This window comes from Clostridium sp. CTA-17 (assembly GCF_054767895.1).
The window spans coordinates 18,172-34,767 of sequence record NZ_BAAABF010000004.1 but is presented as its reverse complement, the minus strand read 5'-3'; the positions used below and the strand labels follow the sequence as shown (position 1 = coordinate 34,767).

The window sequence follows — 16,596 nt, the reverse complement described above, 5'->3', positions numbered from 1 at the left end:
TTATATGGTTATATTTAAGGGGGAAGGATATTGGAGTGTATAGAAAATGATTATATGTATTTGAAACTTAGTAAAGTTAGAAATTTAATTAGTGTTTTTATATTGTTAGCAATTATTTTATATACAGTATATTTTTTTAGTCCGCATATAGCTATTAGTCTATCTAAAGGTATTGAGACAGTATTAATATTTGCTATAACATTTATTGCAACAACGATATTTAAATTTTCTAATAAAAAGATTTTTAAATTAATAAGTATTTGTTTGTTACTTGTTGCGCTATTAAGATTTAATACACTTATTTATCTAATAGCTTCGTTTGAAGAGAAAGAGATACTTGAATATTTAACTTTAAAACCTATTTCTATTTGTATGGTTTTAGAAAGTATATATTGTTTTATGGTAATAGCATATGTTAAGGCAATAGATTTAAATATAAAAGTAACAGTTTGGTTTTTTACTGTTATTTCATTAATTAGTGTTTTTTTAGATAGTATTTATGTTTTTTGGATATTTTCAATATGGCTACTTTCAATAATTTTATATGTTTTAAGGGATTTTAAGCTTTGTAAAAATAACTTTTTAAATCATTTGAAGCTATTGGTATTAATGAATTTAGGGTTAGTAGTTTTAGATTTTTTAACATATAAATTAAAGTTAGAGATGATTATATTATTGAATGATATATTAAAAATATTTTTATATTTACTTGTGTATATATGGATTTCAGATATGCTAATTAGAAAACCATATGAAACTTTAAGTCAAGATATAATTGATGAAAATAGAAAACTAGAAATATTAAATAAAAGAATGGAAGAAAGCAATAAAGAATTTAAAGAGTTCAAGAAAAAATTAAGGGATAAGGAAAGTTATTTTAGAGACTTTTTAGATAATGCGCCTATGTCTATAGTTATTTTAAATAGTAATAATTATAGGGTTTTTGCAGTAAATAAAAGATTTATGAATGAATTAAATTTAAAAAATAAGAGAAATATAATAAATAAAAATTTATTTAAAATAATAGATGTAAAAAATAAAGAAGAATTGTTAATGATAAAAAAGGGCGAAGCATCCTTTTTTAATAATGGAATAGAAAATTTTTGGGAACTACATATTTTGCTAAACACAAAGGGATGTTTAATAATAGCAATGAAAAATGTAACTGAATTAAAATATTCAGAAAAAATAAAAGATAATTTAAGGAAAAAAACATTAGAGGAACAAATAAAAAATGATTTTTTATCAAGTATTTCCCATGACTTAAAAACACCAATAAATGTTATATATTCATCAGCACAGGTACAAGAAAAGTTTTATAGTGAACAATATATTGAAAAAGTTAATTACTATAATCAAGTTAATAAAGAAAACTGTATAACTTTGATGAGGTTGGCTAACAACTTAATAGATTCATCCAAAATAGACTATGATTACCTAAAACCAAATTTTAAAACTTATAATATAGTAACACTAATTGAAGATTCTATAGGGATGTTAGCTGAATATATAAAGGAGAAAAATTTAACATATGTTTTTGATACTAATGAAGAAGAAGTATACGTTAAGTGTGATCAAGAGTTTATCCAAAGAATAGTTTTAAACTTAATTTCAAACTCAATAAAGCATACAAGTGAAGGTGGAATTGGAGTAGAAATCAACGCTAAGAAAAGCAAAGTTATGATTAGTTTTACAGATACGGGGGAAGGTATGGACAAAGAGTTTTTAAAAAGGGCTTTCTTAAGATATAGTAAAGGAAATAAAAGAGGGATAAAAAATAAAAGTACAGGAATTGGACTATATATTGTTAAAAACTTGGTTGAATTGCAGAATGGGACTATAAAAATAAACTCAATTAAAGACACAGGAACAAATATAAGATTGGAATTTAATAGGGAGAAAAGATGTGGAATATAAAGTAGAATATGAAAATCCTAAATTACAATATTATATCTTAAGACTAATATATATATTAATAATATTATCAGCGGTATTTTTTATAAGAGAAAAAGAATATATTATGTTTTATAAATTTATAGATTTATCTTCAGCAATAATGTTGGGTACTGCATTATTAATTGGAATAAGTAATAAAATAGGTGATAAGAAAAATTTGGTATATTTTATTAGTATAGGGGTTTTCTGGTTTGTAATTCCAGAGGTACTTTCTTTAGTTGCTCAATTAAAATTTTATGTGCTAGATGAGATGATAACTTATAAACTAATAGGTATATTATTTCAATATTCAATTATACTTATAATAATTTTAGGAAAGAAAAAGAATTTAGGTTTTAAAAAATTTAATAATATTTTGTTAGTATTAAGTGTTGGTTATAATACTATTTATTTAATTATAATAAATAATAAAAATTTAATGAGGGCATTTATTAATGGAATATATATAAATAATTTTATGTTTATATTGGTTGTTTTTCTCTTTGTATTATTACTAATAATAATTGTTGCTTATGGGGAAAATACATCTGATAAATTTTTTTATTACTTAATTTTATATATATTATTATTATCAGTAGGGAACATTATTTTTTTAAATAATCTTAATGATATAAATAATACTAAAAAGTTAGGAGTTTTTTTAAGTCAGATATTAGAATTCTCAGCTTATTATGTTTTAGTAGAAGGAATAATAAGATTTTCATTAAATAAGAGTTTTAATAGTATAAATAAGATAATGCTCTTAAAAAAAGAAGAGTATAAAAGGAACAAAAGGTATTTACAGAAAAAAATAGATGAATTAAAAGGATTAGAATTTCTTTTAGAGAAAGAAGAGTTATTATTTAATAAAATGATATCTACAATTGGAGACTATATATTTATTTTTAAGGATGAAAAATTATTTTATTTAAATAATGAAGCTTTAAAGTTTTTAGGAATTAGAAATAGAGAATCTATATTATTTGAAAGTATGGAAGTTCTATATGAAGAAATTTTAAAAAAACAAGTTTATTCAAAGGAAAAAAAGAGTATAGATTCTTATGAAGAAATAATTTTTAAAAACATTAATGGAGGATATTCTAATGGGGAGTTTTATACAATACTTTTCGGAGATAATTATAAAATTATAATTATAAATGATATTACTAAAAAGAATAATGCTTTAAGATTAAATAAGTATTTAAAAGATAAGTTAGAAGAAGAGAATATAAAGGGGAAATTTTTTACAAATATATGTCATGAATTAAGAACTCCTATAAATGTAATAAGTTCAGCCCTTCAATTAAATAACTTAAATATAGAAAATAGAAACATTAAATCAATAGAAAGAAATAACCTAGTAATTAAACAAAATTGTTTAAGACTTATAAGGACCATAAATAATTTTATTGATGCTAATAAAATATCAGAAGGACAGATAGAAGCAAACGTTATGGTTCTTAATGTAGTTGAAGTTGTTGAAAATATATTAGATGCATCTGCAGAATATATAAATAAGAAAAAGATAAATTTTGTTTTTGATCCAGATTTTGAAGAAATATTCATAGCTATTGATAGAGATTTTTTAGAAAGAATAATATTAAACCTATTATCAAATTCGGTTAAATATGGAAGAATAGATGGAAATATATATGTAAAAATATATTTTGAAGGAAAAGATCTTGTAATAATGATAGAAAATGATGGAGTTTCTATAAGTTATGATGAACAAAAATACATCTTTGATAAATTCACTAAAAGTAATAAGGCTTTAAATAGAACACAAGAAGGAAGTGGTTTAGGGCTTTATATAAGTAAATCTCTTATGAAAATGCAAGGGGGAGATTTAAAAGTTGAGATATATGAAGGATATGGTAATAAATTTAAATTATATTTTTATGATGTAGATTTATTTAAGGAAACTGATAGAACAGAACATATTTTTAATAATAATTACTATAATTTAAATGAAAAAGCTGAAATTGAATTTTCTGATATATACATATAATATATATCAAAAGGAACACATATAATTACCTGAGAGGTGATTTATGTGAATATATTCAAGGTTAATGAAAAATTTAATTTAGGTGATTTAATAATAAGTTTGTTAATAACTTTAGGTGGAGGATATATTATTGGAAAGTTTACTCAAGAGAGTGTACAAGTATATGATACATTAAATAAACCTTGTTTTAGTCCACCGGCTATAGTCTTTCCTATAGTATGGACTATTTTATATATACTTATGGCAATAGCAGCCTATAGAATATTTTTAAGGCATAAGCAAGGAGAAAAAACAAAGTCAACCATTTGGTTTTATATAATACAACTTGTATTAAATTTTGCTTGGAGCATAATATTCTTTCACTTTAAACTATATGGATTAGCCTTTATAGAGTTAATCATATTATTAATATTTATAGTTATAACCACAATTAAATTCTTTAAGTTTGATAAAATAGCAGGAATTCTTATGACTCCTTATATAATGTGGGTTTCCTTTGCTGGAGTATTAAATTTCTTTGTATGGATGTTAAATGAAATGTAATTTTAAAATCCCTCTTATTCTATTAAAATAAGAGGGATTAATTATTTAGTGATATAATTATATAGAGATATTTAATAAAAACTTTCTTTAAAATAAAGTATGATTTAAAAGATAGCTAAAAGTAATATCTATATAAATCAGATAAATAAAAGGGGGAGAGCAAATGTTAATTAGAAATGGGAAAATATTTACCTGTGAAGAAGGTAAGATATATGAAAAAGGTGATATTCTAATTAAGGATGGAAAGATAAGTAGAATTGGGGAAGATTTAAGTCAATACATAGGAGAAGAAGAGATTATTGATGCTAAAGGACTATTAATATTTCCAGGATTTATTGAAGCACATTGTCATTTAGGATTACATGAAGAAGGAAATAATGGGGCTGGAAATGGAACCAATGAAGCTAGTGAGCCTATAACCCCACAAATGAGAGCTATAGATGGAATAAATCCCTTTGATGGAGGATTCCAATCTGCAAGGGAAGCAGGAGTTACCACAGCTGTAATTGGGCCTGGAAGTGCCAATGTAATAGGAGGACAGTTTGCCGCTGTAAAAACAAGTGGAATATGTATTGATGACATGATAATAAAGGAACCTGTAGCAATAAAGGTTGCTTTTGGAGAAAATCCAAAAAGGGTTTATTCTGGAAAGAATAAAATGCCTAATACAAGAATGGCTATTGCAGCTTTATTAAGAGAAACTTTAACAGAGGCTGTTAATTATAAAAATAGAAAAATTGATGCTGAAATAGAGGATAGGGATTTTAGTAAGAATTTAAAATATGAAGCTTTACTTCCATTAATTAATAGAGAAATACCTATGAAGGCTCATGCTCATAGAGCAGATGATATTTTGACTGCCATAAGAATAGCTAAGGAATTTAATCTTAAATTAACTTTAGATCATTGTACAGAAGGACATTTAATAAGTGATTATATTAAAAGAGAAAATCTAGATGCTATAGTTGGGCCAACTTTAAGTTTTAATGGAAAGGCAGAGACTTTAAATAAAACCTTTAAGACTCCAAAGGCCTTAATAGATAAAGGAATTAAAGTAGCAATAACTACAGACCATCCAGTGGTAACAATAGATAACCTTCCCCTATGTGCAGCTATGGCTATGAAAGAAGGAATTACTTTTAATGAAGCCTTAGAAGCCATAACAATAAATCCAGCTGAAATAATAGGTATTGATGAAAGAGTTGGAAGCTTAAAGGAAGGAAAGGATGGAGATTTAGTAATTTTAAATGGAAGTCCTTTTGAAATAGCTACAAAAACTATTTATACAATTATAAATGGAGAGGTAGTTTATAAAGACTAGGAATAAAAGCAATTTTATATTATAATAAATAATGTTTGAATTTGATTTTTAATATATTTTAGATAAATTAATGGAGCTGTATCAATATAACTTAGTAAAACTTATAATTAAATACTAAGTTTTGAGACAGCCCTTATTATTTTAATAAGTGAAATAAATTTTTAAATCTGTCAAAGATATAGAAGAGGAGAGAATATAGAAGTTAATATAACAAAAGGATAATAATTAGGAGTGATACTTTGAAAAAGGTAATAATTGCAGAAAAACCATCTGTTGCTAGAAATATTGCAGATGCTTTTAATATAAAAAAGAGAAAAGATGGATACTTTGAAGGCGAAGAATATCTTATAACATGGGCTTTCGGACACTTATTGCAGTTATTTGATGCAAAGGATTATGATGAGAACATGAAGGGATGGAGAATGGAAAAATTCCCTTTTATCCCAGAAGTATTTAAATATAAAATAAAACAAGATTCTTTAAATAGAAACATCATTGATAAGGGTGCGGAAAAGCAAATAAAGATAATAAAAGGGCTTATAGATAGAGAAGATGTAGATGGAATAATTTCTGCTACTGACTTTGATAGAGAAGGACAAGTAATTGCAGATGAAATTTTCTTATATTTTAGTGAAAAGAAGCCTGTCTATAGACTTTTATTAAATGAATGGACACCAGATGAAGTTAAAAAAGGTATGGAAAAGTTAAAACCTAATGAGGAAATGCAATCTCTTCAAGATGCTGGTATAGGAAGACAGTGGGCAGACTGGATAATTGGTATAAACTTAACTTCTGTGACAACAATAAAATATAAGCTAAATGATGGACAGATTTTAAATATAGGGAGAGTTCTTCTACCTACTTTAAAAATAATTTATGATAGAGATAAAGAAATAGAAAACTTTAAATCAAGTGCATATTATAAACTTAATGGTACCTTTAAAACTTTAAAAAATGAGGAATTTGAAGGAACTTATTATGAAAATAATTCAGAGAAGTTTGAAGATAAGAAGGTTTTAGATGAAATTAAAGAAAAGATAAAGGATAAAAATGCTGAAATAATTGAAAAGCAAACAGAAAGAAAAAAAGAATATCCACCATTTTTATTTAATCTTTCTAATCTTCAAGGATATATAACAAGTAAATACAAAGGATGGACTTCAGATAAGGTTTTAAAAGTAGCTCAATCTTTATATGAAAAGAAGTTTATAACTTATCCTAGAACAGGAAGTATGGCTTTAGAGGAGAGCTTAGTTGATAGAACTAGAAATGTTTTAGAAAAGCTTAAGGTAGGATTACCTTATGAAGAGCAAATAAAGTTTGTTCAAAATAAAAGGGTTTTTGATAATTCAAAGGTTGAGAGCCATAGTGCAATAGTTCCAACTTACATGAAACCTAATAATTTAACTCAAGATGAGAGAATAGTTTATACAGCAGTTAAAAATAGATTTATTATGCAATTTATGCCTGTAGCTGAATTTGAGGAAACAAAAATAACTTCTAAGGTAAATGATACAGAGGTTAAGGGCGTATTTATTTCAAAAGGAAAAGTTCAGCTTGTAGAAGGATGGAGAGTTGTTGAAAAAATAGATAGTAAAGATACAATTCTTCCAATGGTAAATGAAAAAGAAATAGTGGATTTAGTAGATAGTAAAATAAATAAGGTTACTAAAAAACCACCTAAAAAGCATACTGAGAAGACTTTACTTAGGGTTATGGAGACTTGTGGCAAGAGTTTTAAAGAGGATGCAGAGGAAGATAGTGAAGAAATGATGGCTTCAATACTAAGTGGATTTAGTATAGGAACACCTGCTACTAGAGCTGAAACAATTAAAAAACTTAAGGATGTAGGATATATTACTACAAAGGGAAAAAGTTTAACTTGTACAGAGCTTGGTAGAACAATAGTTGAAATATTCCCTGTTAAGGAACTTTTAGATTTAGAATACACAGGAAGACTAGAAAAAACTCTTTCTGATATAGAAAGAGGGAAGGTTAAAAAGGAAGATTTCTTAAATCTTATAAAAAACTTTACTATAGAGGGAGTTAAGGCTATAAAAAATGATGATTCCATGGCAAAACACTTTAAAGTAGAGGCACCAGAAGGGGTGGAGGTTTTAGGAAAATGTCCTAACTGTGGAAATCCTGTTATAGAGGGAGAAAGAGGATTTGGATGTGTTAATTGGAAAAATGGATGTAAATATACCATATGGAAAAATGATAAGTATATAGCTTCCCTTGGAAAGCAAGTAACACCTCAGATGGTAAAACTTCTATTAGCTAATGGAAAAGTTGGATTTAGAAATTTAAAAAGTAAAAAAGGAAATACCTTTGCAGCATACTTCATATATGAAAAAGATGAAGAAAAAGGTTATTTCACATGGAGAATGGAATTTATTTAAGAAATATATTTAAGAAATATATTTAGGAGTTGTATCAAAACAACTCCTTTTTATTTGGCTAAGAGGAAAAGTTTAAAATTTTAATTATAATCAAAGGTGAATTTGTAAGATAATTTTGATAAATCTTTTTCTTGTAAGTTAAAAAACTCATTTTCTATAGGAAATAAAATTCTTCTACCATGTTGTGGTGGAAGTCCTTTAGGGATAACAACACTTTTAAATGTTTTATTTAACACCTCTTTATCATTAGTATCATAAACTGAGATATTAAAATTTTCTAAGTTTTCAAAAGTAGTATTTTCAGTTGTATTTAAAAAATAAGCATCTATGAATAGAGTATTATCTTCTTTAAATAATTGATTTATTATTAGGTTAAGAGTGTTTTTTTCTGTGGTGAAGGCTGTAATATCATATAAAATTTCTTTGTTTTGAATTTGGTCTGCTTTATAAAAAGTGCTTGCATCTAAGGTTAGAGTATTTGGATTTAATAGAACTGCTAAGGCAAAAAAGCCTAGAATTTTTTTATATATTTTCATTTTAATTCTCCTTAATTATAGATTTATATTTTTAGTATTTCTATAATTAAGAAAATATAGTCTTAAAAAGAAAAAAACAGTGAAATTTTATCACTGTTTAGACAAATTTTAATATTAATGCAGATAGCATATATATTGGTGGAGCAAGGAAAACTGTTATTAATCCAGCAACACCTATAGATAATGAACTCATAGCACCATGAGTTTCACCGATTTCTAAAGCTTTAGTAGTTCCAACGGCATGGGCAGCTGTTCCCATAGAAACTCCCATAGCAACTTCATGATCAATCTTAAGTAATTTACATACCATAGGAGCTATGATTGCACCTGTTATACCAGTTATTATTACTGCTATAACTGTGATTGAAGGTATTCCACCAAGTCCGCTAGATACTTCAACTCCGATTGGTGTTGTAACTGATTTAGGAACTAAAGAAGCAATAAGTTCATGATTTACTCCTAAGAAATATCCCATTATTATAACACAGCACATAGAAGCAAAACTTCCAACTATTATTCCTGTCATTATCGGTACAAAATGATTTTTTAAAAGTTGTAACTGTTTATATAAAGGTACTGCTAAAATTACTGTCGCAGGTCCTAAGAATGCATTTATGAAACTACCACCAATATTATAAGTTTCAAAACTTATATGGCATGAAACTAAAACTGCAATTACAAGAGCAATTGCTATTAATAAAGGATTTAGTAGTGGGATTTTAGTTTTTTTGTATATGGTCATACCAATTTCGAATGCAAAAAGAGTTAATAAAATTCCGAATAAAGGGTTATTAACAATGTTATTCATTAACTTCATCTCCTAGTAGTTTTTTTTCTTTTCTTCTTATTAAAGCTTGAACAACTAAACCTGTAACTCCTATTACAACAAAAGTTGAAGCTATACAAATAAATAATAATTTAAGAACATTTCCTTCTAACAATCCAACAGATGTCATAAGTCCAACCCCTGCAGGAACAAAGAAGAAGGCTAAATGATCTAAGAAGAATTGAGCAACACAGTCAATAGCTTCTACTTTAACAACTTTAGTACATAGTAAAACTAATAATATTAACATTCCAATAATATTTCCAGGTACACTATGTATAAAACTTTTAGAAATAAATTCGCCTAAGAAGTATATAAACACTACAATAAGCATTTCTCTTAAAAGCTTCACTAGATAATCACTTCCTTTTTTTATTAAAAAAATATAAGGAACTATTTTTAAAGTTCCTTATACATTATAGAATGAATTTACAATTAAAGCTATAATCAAATATTACAATAATTAATGATTTATACTTATTAAAGCGTTTTCTATATCATTTTTTGATAGGTTGCTTAGAATAGACTCATCATACTTAAGTGCTTTGTTTAAAAATTCTTTAGCTTTATAAAAATCCTCTTTTTCTTTTGATATAATCCCCATAAAATAATAAGGCTCTGAAAAATTTACACATTCATCTATTAATTCATCAAAATAAAAGCAAGCTTTTTCTGTATCACCAATTTTATAGAAAATCTCTCCTAAATTAGCTCTTATTATTTGACTTAATTCATCAACTTTCAATCCTTCATTACTTATTGAAATTGCTTTTTCAAAATCTTTATGTTGAATTAGAACATATCCATAAACTTCATAAAAATCTAGAGATTTAAAATTATTGGCTTTTAAATCATCTAAGATTTGAAGAGAAGTTTTTATATCATTTAATTTCCAATAAAGTATCGCTTGAAGTAAATCAAGTTGGTTTGCGTCTTCAGGTAAAAATTTTCTTTTAGATACTATACTTTTTAAGGTTTCTAAAGCTTCAGTATATGATCCTATTTTAAGTTCTAAGAAAACATAAGTTTTTATAGCTTTGACATTAGAGCTAGTACATAGAGCGGCCTTTCTATAAAAAGATAAAGCTTCTTCTAAATTATTGGCTCTAAGTTTTTTAGCCCCCTTAAACATATAAATTAAATGCTTGTTTATAGTTAATTTAAATATTATAAATGATATAAGTAGTATGCTCCCCATAGGCACACTTACCTTAATCATTAAGAAAACTATAAAAATTATTGCAAGGACATTTGCCAATGTATTTAAAACAGACCTTTTCATAATAATTATCCCCCTTTTAAATATTAGTTTATTAAGGAAATTATACTATATTTATAAGAGGGATAATATTGAATTTTTTAAAGTTAAAGTTAAATTAAATAAAAATCAAAATTTTAATATAACTTTTAGAAATATTATAATAAATGTATGTTGTTTTCTTCACAAGTTCTTATCATATCTTCATCCCACATAGATGCTTGAACTTCTCCAATGTGAGCTTTTCTAAGGAAGAACATACATATTCTAGATTGACCAATTCCACCACCTATAGTATATGGTAATTTTCCTTCAAGAAGCATTTGGTGGAATGGTAATTCTTTTCTTTCTTCACATTCTGCTATTTTTAATTGTTTTAAAAGGCTTTCCTCATCAACTCTTATTCCCATTGATGAAAGTTCTACAGCTTCATCAAATAGAGGGTAGTAGAATAATAAATCTCCATTTAGTGTCCAATCATCATAGTCTGGACTTCTATCATCATGTTTTTCACCAGAAGCTAATTTTCCACCAATTCCTATTATGAATACAGCTCCAAATTCTTTACATATAGCAGTTTCTCTCTCTTTAGAAGTAAGATCTGGATAACGATCTTCTAATTCTTGTGATGTTATAAATGTTATATCTTCAGGAAGAATTTTTTCTATATGAGGATATTTTTCTACTACAAAATCTTCGGTAGCTTTAAAAGTGCTATATATTGATCTTACAGTTTCTTTTAAAGTTTCTAAGTTTCTTTCTTCTTTATCTATTATTTTTTCCCAATCCCATTGGTCAACATAAATAGAATGAATGTTATCTAAATCTTCATCTCTTCTTATAGCGTTCATATCAGTGTAAAGACCTTCACCATGTTCAAACTCATATCTATGAAGAGCTAGTCTTTTCCATTTAGCTAGAGAATGAACTATTTGAATGTTAAACTCTGGCATAGCTTTCATATCAAAACTTACAGGTCTTTCAATTCCATTTAGATCATCATTTAATCCTGAACCTTTATTTACGAAAAGTGGAGCAGAAACTCTTGTTAAGTTTAAGTTTTTAGCTAAAGAATCTTCAAAAAAGTCTTTAAGTTCTTTAATAGCAACTTCTGTCTCTCTAAGTGACAATAAAGGTTTATAGCCCTTTGGTATAAATAATTTTTCCATTTTAAACAACTCCTTAATTTTAAATGTAGATATATTTTTTGCTACATCTATTTTTTTATAAATTTTGTTTGGCCCCAAACAGGTTATTAAAATTTCTTTAAATGTTTTATACGTATAGTTGAAATAATAAATTTAAAAATATAGTTTAAAAGACAATAAAAAAAGCCATCATCCTATATTATTAATAGGACGAAGGCTGTATAATCATCTCCGCGGTACCACCTATGTTAGTGTACAAAAGCACTCACTTAATAACAGTGCATCTTAACACTGTCCTTCTTTTAACGGAAAGAAACCCGTCTAAGTCTACTGTCCAAAATAAGTTTTGAAGTTCGGTTAGAAGCTCAAGGATGTTCTTCATCAAAGGTATAGTATGAGGCTTTCACCATCCCTCAATCGCTAAAACTCTTTCCAAAGATTACTTTTTCCTATCAATGCTTTGTACAAGTTATTTATTTAATAATTAATATATACTAAAAATCTTAATTTGTGAAGGGGTTTTTTAAAATTTTTTTAAATTTATGATATAATTATTAAAAAAGTATATATTTTTAAGCTCATTTTTGAAATGACAAAGGAGAAATTTATGATAAAAGCAGTGTTATTTGACCTAGATGGAACATTGATAAATACTAATGATTTAATATTAAAATCATTTAAACATACATTTAAAACTATGTTAGATTTAGAACCAACTGAAGCAGAAATTACCATGAACTATGGTAGACCATTGCAGGAAATTTTTAAATCCTATGATGAAAATAGAATAGAAGAGATGATTAATTGTTATAGAAAAATAAACTTAGAATTACATGATGACGAATGTAAAGAATTTACTGGTGTTGATTTAATGCTAAAAACATTAAAAAGTAAAGGAATTAAAATTGGAGTTGTAACTTCAAAGAAAAGTGATATGGCAGAGCGTGGAGCTAAATTAATGGGTATATTTAAGTATTTTGACACTTTTATAACTCCTGAAATTACTAAAAAGCATAAGCCAGATGGGGAGCCAGTCTTAAAGGCCTGTGAGAACTTAGGAGTATCTCCTAGTGAAGCTCTTATGGTAGGTGATTCACCTTATGATATTTTAGCAGGTAAAAATGCTGGAGCTAAGACCTGTGGAGTTAAATACACAGCATTGCCTATTGAAAAATTACAAGAGAGTAAACCAGATTTTTATGTAGATAAACCTTTAGAGATTTTAGATCTTGTTGAAGAATTAAATTCATAATTTAATAAGTTTATAAAAAAAAAGATTTAGTCTTAGACTAAATCTTTTTTTTATTAAAATATATTTCTTCTACGTCTTCTACGTTTTCTTAAATTTATTGCTCTTATAATAAGTAATATTAATACAATTACAACTATTGCTAGAACAATTATTCCTAAATAACTTAAGAAATTAGCTTTTATAAGAGTAAATGTACCTATATCAGCTTTTACTGGATAATCTTTAACATACGCTCTTTGAGTAACAGTAACAGCAGCTGATTCAGGATTAGAAGCTAATTGCCAAGCGTTCATATCATTTAAGTTTATTGATTTTGATGTTTCTTTTTCATTTACATAGTTATTATAATAATCTATATTTTCAGTTGCAACAAAAGGAACATCTATTTTTTTAGTTGGCCCAAACCATCTAAAAAGTTTATATTCAACTGGAATAGTATCTATTGTTGTTCCAGCCTTTATGTATGGAACTTTATCAACAGAGTAACTGTAATCAATAATTTTGTTCATATCATTAAATACAATTTCATCCTTGGCATCATATTGAGAGTTTAAAACAGCACCTACTATTTTTCTACCATTTCTTTCGTATACTGACACTAAACATCTTCCAGCAGGAGTTGTAAATCCAGTTTTTCCACCAATATTTCCGTTGATACCAAGTTCTTTGTTTCTATTTTCTAAAAGTACTTTTTTCCCGTTTACAGTTATGTCGCTATCCTTAAGTGCCATAGTTTCGCTTACCCAAGGATTTTTATAAGCATTTTGTAAAATAACAGCCAAATCGTAAGCTGTTGAATAGTGATCATCATTATGTAAGCCATTTGGAGTAACAAAATGAGTGTTCTTTAATCCTAATTTTTTGACTTCATCATTCATCATTACACTAAATTTTTCAGCACTTCCAGCTACACCATCTGCAATTACAGAGGCGGCATCATTAGCTGAAAACATAAGTAAAGCTTTCATTAAATCATTAGCATTCATTCCTTCGCCAACAGGTATTGGACCAAAGCTATCGTTTAATGTATAAGGTTGTTGAGCTTTTGCATCTGCTGTATATGGAAAAGAATCATTCTTTGAAGCATGTTCAGCAAATAAAAGACTTGTCATTACCTTTGTTGTACTAGCAGGATATGCTTTTTCATCAATTCCCTTTGCATAAATAATTTCACCAGTGTCATAATCTAAAGTAACAGCATACTTACCAACTATATTAGGTTGTGAAATTTCAGCAGCCTGAACATTAGCTTTTGTTGGCGTAAAAAGTGATACTGATAAAGCAATCAATATTGAACTTAAAAGCTTTTTCTTAAATTTAATCAATTTTCATCTCTCCTAATTTTAAAGTCTCATTAAACTTTTTTTATTATAACATCTATAGGGCATAATAACAATAATAATAAAGAAAGAGATGTAAAGCTTTAATTATGGTATTTATAAGACATATCTTATATAATATAAGATATTTGAAGCAATTAATTAATATTTAGGATGTGATAATATGGCAGCTTTAACTGTAGATGATATTTTAAAAGAAAGTGAAGTAGGAACATTAATTCCACTAATAGTAGAAGTCAATGATAAAGTAGTACCTATAATTTTTGTTAAAGATTATTTAGAAGCTTTAAAGGATATAGGTGATAATGTCTTAGTTGCCTTAAAAAGCAGTATTATAAGCAATAAAAAATTAGACTTATTTTTAATTATGATTAGATTTGATGCAAATGAAGAGAATACCTATGATCTATGGTTAAACTATGGATTCAATTGGCATTTTGACTTTTTGAATGGATTAATTAACTTAGATAAAATACTTATAGATTTTAGAGATGAAGACAATAATAGAATTAAGACTATTGAAGTTGAGAATACAATTAAAAAGGATTTAGAAAAGTATAAAGAGTCATGTGAAGATTCTATTTTAATTAAAGAAGGAAAAGAAGAAAATATAATTAGAGTAGTAAAAAGAAAAAAATATGAATCTTGGAGCAATGAGGATGCTTTAGATTTAATTGATGAAGTATTAGAAGATTATAGTAGCATACAAGATATGTGGGATAACTTATAATCTAAGTAAAAAAGTTTAAGGAGCTATAATTAATATACATAATCAACTTAAAAATAGGGTATATAAATAAGCCTGCCTTGAAATAATAAATTTAAAGGTGGGTGATAAATATGAAAGATAATAAAAATAATAAGAATTATAATAATAAAAAACATAAAGAGCATGAACCTGATGATGGCACATTTATTTCATATAAAGAAAATGAAGAGTTTAATAGCAATGGAAGCTCAAGATATGGATATGAACAAGATAGCTGTGATATATAGTAAGCTATAGGAAGGAGTAGGGGCTTGTAAAAATAAACTTATGAATTATATTATAAGAATTAGTGAATAATCTTTATTATATATTTATAAATTTTAAGTTTAATAATAGCCCCATTTCCTTTGCTTATAATTAGTATGTAGAAAATCTTTTTTCACGGGTATCAACAGTTAAATCCTTCTCATCTATAGAGATAATTTTTGAAAAGCCATTACCATTTAAAATTTTAGTTTTGAATTTTTTTATTGAGGATTCATCACCTTGCACTTCTATAAGTACTTGACCATCATCTAAATTTTCAGCATAACCAGTTAAAGATAATAAGCTAGCTTGATACTTACAAAAGAATCTGAAACCTACACCTTGAACTCTACCACTTACTAGAAATTCTTTTCTAATCACAGTAAACACCTCCTATATTTATTATAATTAGAATACTATATAAAAGGCACTTATTTCTCAAGCTAATGCGGAAATAATAAATTAATAACTAAATATTTATACAATTTTATTGTGAATGTTTACATAAATAGGAAATTATATGTATAATATATTTAAAGGGAAATAATATTGAGGAGGAATTTTAATGAGGTTAGAAAAAAGTCTTGTTTTAATAAAACCCGATGCCGTTGAAAGAAATTTAATAGGTAAAATATTAGAGGTTTATGAGGGAGCAGGACTAAAGATAAAGGCTATAGAAATGAAGCAAATAACTAAAGAGTTTGCAGAAAAACATTATGAAGAACATAAAGATAAGCAGTTTTTCAATTCTCTAATTAAATATATAACAAGAAGTCCTCTTGTAGCCTTAATTCTTGAAGGAGAAGATGCTATAAAAAAAATAAGAGCTTTAAATGGTGCAACAAATCCAGAAAAAGCTGAGTTTGGAACAATAAGAAGAAGATTTGCATTAAGTGGAACAGAAAACTCAGTTCATTCATCAGATTCAATAGAAAGTGCTGAAAAAGAAATTAAGTTATGGTTCCCAAAAATATTTTGTGAAGAAATTTGTGGATAATATAAAATGCATGTG

16 protein-coding genes and 1 other annotated feature are annotated in these 16,596 nt (G+C 26.5%); of the genes, 9 read left to right on the top strand and 7 right to left on the bottom strand.

The window, feature by feature from the left end; all coding sequences use genetic code 11:
• Positions 1 to 30: 30 nt before the first annotated feature.
• The 5 genes from ACYUCG_RS08310 (at position 31) to ACYUCG_RS08290 (ending at position 8,209) form a co-directional block, all read left to right on the top strand.
• Positions 31 to 1,917 (top strand): sensor histidine kinase, encoded by a 1,887-nt coding sequence (locus ACYUCG_RS08310; RefSeq protein WP_460268425.1) that lies wholly within the window; start codon positions 31 to 33, stop codon positions 1,915 to 1,917.
• Positions 1,907 to 3,943, top strand: a complete 2,037-nt coding sequence (locus ACYUCG_RS08305; protein WP_460268424.1) for a sensor histidine kinase — start codon at positions 1,907 to 1,909, stop codon at positions 3,941 to 3,943. Before ACYUCG_RS08310 ends, ACYUCG_RS08305 begins: the two co-directional genes overlap by 11 nt.
• A 45-nt stretch (positions 3,944 to 3,988) precedes the next feature.
• Positions 3,989 to 4,486: a TspO/MBR family protein gene (locus tag ACYUCG_RS08300; RefSeq protein ID WP_283704726.1), complete on the top strand. Its 498-nt coding sequence runs from the start codon at positions 3,989 to 3,991 to the stop codon at positions 4,484 to 4,486.
• A 163-nt stretch (positions 4,487 to 4,649) separates the two neighbouring features.
• On the top strand, positions 4,650 to 5,807 hold the full coding sequence (locus ACYUCG_RS08295) for an amidohydrolase (protein WP_415341985.1): 1,158 nt from the start codon (positions 4,650 to 4,652) through the stop codon (positions 5,805 to 5,807).
• Positions 5,808 to 6,046: 239 nt separating this feature from the next.
• Complete coding sequence (locus tag ACYUCG_RS08290; RefSeq protein WP_460268423.1) at positions 6,047 to 8,209, top strand: type IA DNA topoisomerase; 2,163 nt, start codon at positions 6,047 to 6,049, stop codon at positions 8,207 to 8,209.
• 80 nt (positions 8,210 to 8,289) lie between these two features.
• On the opposite strand, the gene ACYUCG_RS08285 is transcribed toward ACYUCG_RS08290, so the two are convergent.
• From ACYUCG_RS08285 to asnA, 5 genes are all read right to left on the bottom strand, one after another.
• Positions 8,290 to 8,745: a hypothetical protein gene (locus tag ACYUCG_RS08285; protein ID WP_460268422.1), complete on the bottom strand. Its 456-nt coding sequence runs from the start codon at positions 8,743 to 8,745 to the stop codon at positions 8,290 to 8,292.
• A gap of 97 nt (positions 8,746 to 8,842) precedes the next feature.
• Entirely contained in the window at positions 8,843 to 9,553 is a 711-nt protein-coding gene (locus tag ACYUCG_RS08280; protein ID WP_060795941.1) for an LrgB family protein, read from the bottom strand.
• Positions 9,546 to 9,923: a CidA/LrgA family protein gene (locus ACYUCG_RS08275; RefSeq protein WP_060795942.1), complete on the bottom strand. Its 378-nt coding sequence runs from the start codon at positions 9,921 to 9,923 to the stop codon at positions 9,546 to 9,548. Before ACYUCG_RS08275 ends, ACYUCG_RS08280 begins: the two co-directional genes overlap by 8 nt.
• A 111-nt stretch (positions 9,924 to 10,034) precedes the next feature.
• A complete protein-coding gene (locus tag ACYUCG_RS08270) occupies positions 10,035 to 10,853 on the bottom strand; it encodes a tetratricopeptide repeat protein (RefSeq protein WP_283704723.1) in 819 nt (272 codons plus the stop codon).
• A gap of 134 nt (positions 10,854 to 10,987) precedes the next feature.
• Positions 10,988 to 11,998, bottom strand: a complete 1,011-nt coding sequence (asnA, locus tag ACYUCG_RS08265; RefSeq protein WP_060795944.1) for an aspartate--ammonia ligase — start codon at positions 11,996 to 11,998, stop codon at positions 10,988 to 10,990.
• Between the two features lie 182 nt (positions 11,999 to 12,180).
• Positions 12,181 to 12,442 (bottom strand) — a binding site (T-box leader).
• A 142-nt stretch (positions 12,443 to 12,584) separates the two neighbouring features.
• Here asnA and ppaX point away from each other — a divergent pair.
• Positions 12,585 to 13,229, top strand: a complete 645-nt coding sequence (gene ppaX, locus ACYUCG_RS08260; protein WP_283677951.1) for a pyrophosphatase PpaX — start codon at positions 12,585 to 12,587, stop codon at positions 13,227 to 13,229.
• A 53-nt stretch (positions 13,230 to 13,282) separates the two neighbouring features.
• Here ppaX and ACYUCG_RS08255 read toward each other — a convergent pair whose 3' ends face one another.
• Positions 13,283 to 14,554 carry a D-alanyl-D-alanine carboxypeptidase family protein gene (locus ACYUCG_RS08255; protein ID WP_240298646.1) on the bottom strand — a complete coding sequence of 424 codons (1,272 nt, stop codon included), beginning with the start codon at positions 14,552 to 14,554 and terminating at the stop codon, positions 13,283 to 13,285.
• A gap of 178 nt (positions 14,555 to 14,732) precedes the next feature.
• Between ACYUCG_RS08255 and ACYUCG_RS08250 the strand changes: the two genes are divergently transcribed.
• Both ACYUCG_RS08250 and ACYUCG_RS08245 read left to right on the top strand, forming a co-directional pair.
• Positions 14,733 to 15,299: a hypothetical protein gene (locus ACYUCG_RS08250; protein WP_139933855.1), complete on the top strand. Its 567-nt coding sequence runs from the start codon at positions 14,733 to 14,735 to the stop codon at positions 15,297 to 15,299.
• 110 nt (positions 15,300 to 15,409) lie between these two features.
• Positions 15,410 to 15,565 carry a hypothetical protein gene (locus tag ACYUCG_RS08245; RefSeq protein ID WP_240298645.1) on the top strand — a complete coding sequence of 52 codons (156 nt, stop codon included), beginning with the start codon at positions 15,410 to 15,412 and terminating at the stop codon, positions 15,563 to 15,565.
• 130 nt (positions 15,566 to 15,695) lie between these two features.
• Here ACYUCG_RS08245 and ACYUCG_RS08240 read toward each other — a convergent pair whose 3' ends face one another.
• Entirely contained in the window at positions 15,696 to 15,965 is a 270-nt protein-coding gene (locus ACYUCG_RS08240; protein WP_139933853.1) for an acylphosphatase, read from the bottom strand.
• 184 nt (positions 15,966 to 16,149) lie between these two features.
• Here ACYUCG_RS08240 and ndk point away from each other — a divergent pair, with 184 nt between their 5' ends.
• Entirely contained in the window at positions 16,150 to 16,581 is a 432-nt protein-coding gene (ndk, locus tag ACYUCG_RS08235; protein WP_139933852.1) for a nucleoside-diphosphate kinase, read from the top strand.
• Positions 16,582 to 16,596: the final 15 nt, after the last annotated feature.

Coding starts and splice junctions, on each gene's coding strand:
- ACYUCG_RS08295 (WP_415341985.1), top strand. CDS start 4,650: ATGTTAATTAGAAATGGGAAAATATTTACCTGTGAAGAAGGTAAGATA.
- ACYUCG_RS08285 (WP_460268422.1), bottom strand. CDS start 8,745: ATGAAAATATATAAAAAAATTCTAGGCTTTTTTGCCTTAGCAGTTCTA.
- ACYUCG_RS08280 (WP_060795941.1), bottom strand. CDS start 9,553: ATGAATAACATTGTTAATAACCCTTTATTCGGAATTTTATTAACTCTT.
- ACYUCG_RS08270 (WP_283704723.1), bottom strand. CDS start 10,853: ATGAAAAGGTCTGTTTTAAATACATTGGCAAATGTCCTTGCAATAATT.
- asnA (WP_060795944.1), bottom strand. CDS start 11,998: ATGGAAAAATTATTTATACCAAAGGGCTATAAACCTTTATTGTCACTT.
- ppaX (WP_283677951.1), top strand. CDS start 12,585: ATGATAAAAGCAGTGTTATTTGACCTAGATGGAACATTGATAAATACT.
- ACYUCG_RS08250 (WP_139933855.1), top strand. CDS start 14,733: ATGGCAGCTTTAACTGTAGATGATATTTTAAAAGAAAGTGAAGTAGGA.
- ACYUCG_RS08245 (WP_240298645.1), top strand. CDS start 15,410: ATGAAAGATAATAAAAATAATAAGAATTATAATAATAAAAAACATAAA.
- ndk (WP_139933852.1), top strand. CDS start 16,150: ATGAGGTTAGAAAAAAGTCTTGTTTTAATAAAACCCGATGCCGTTGAA.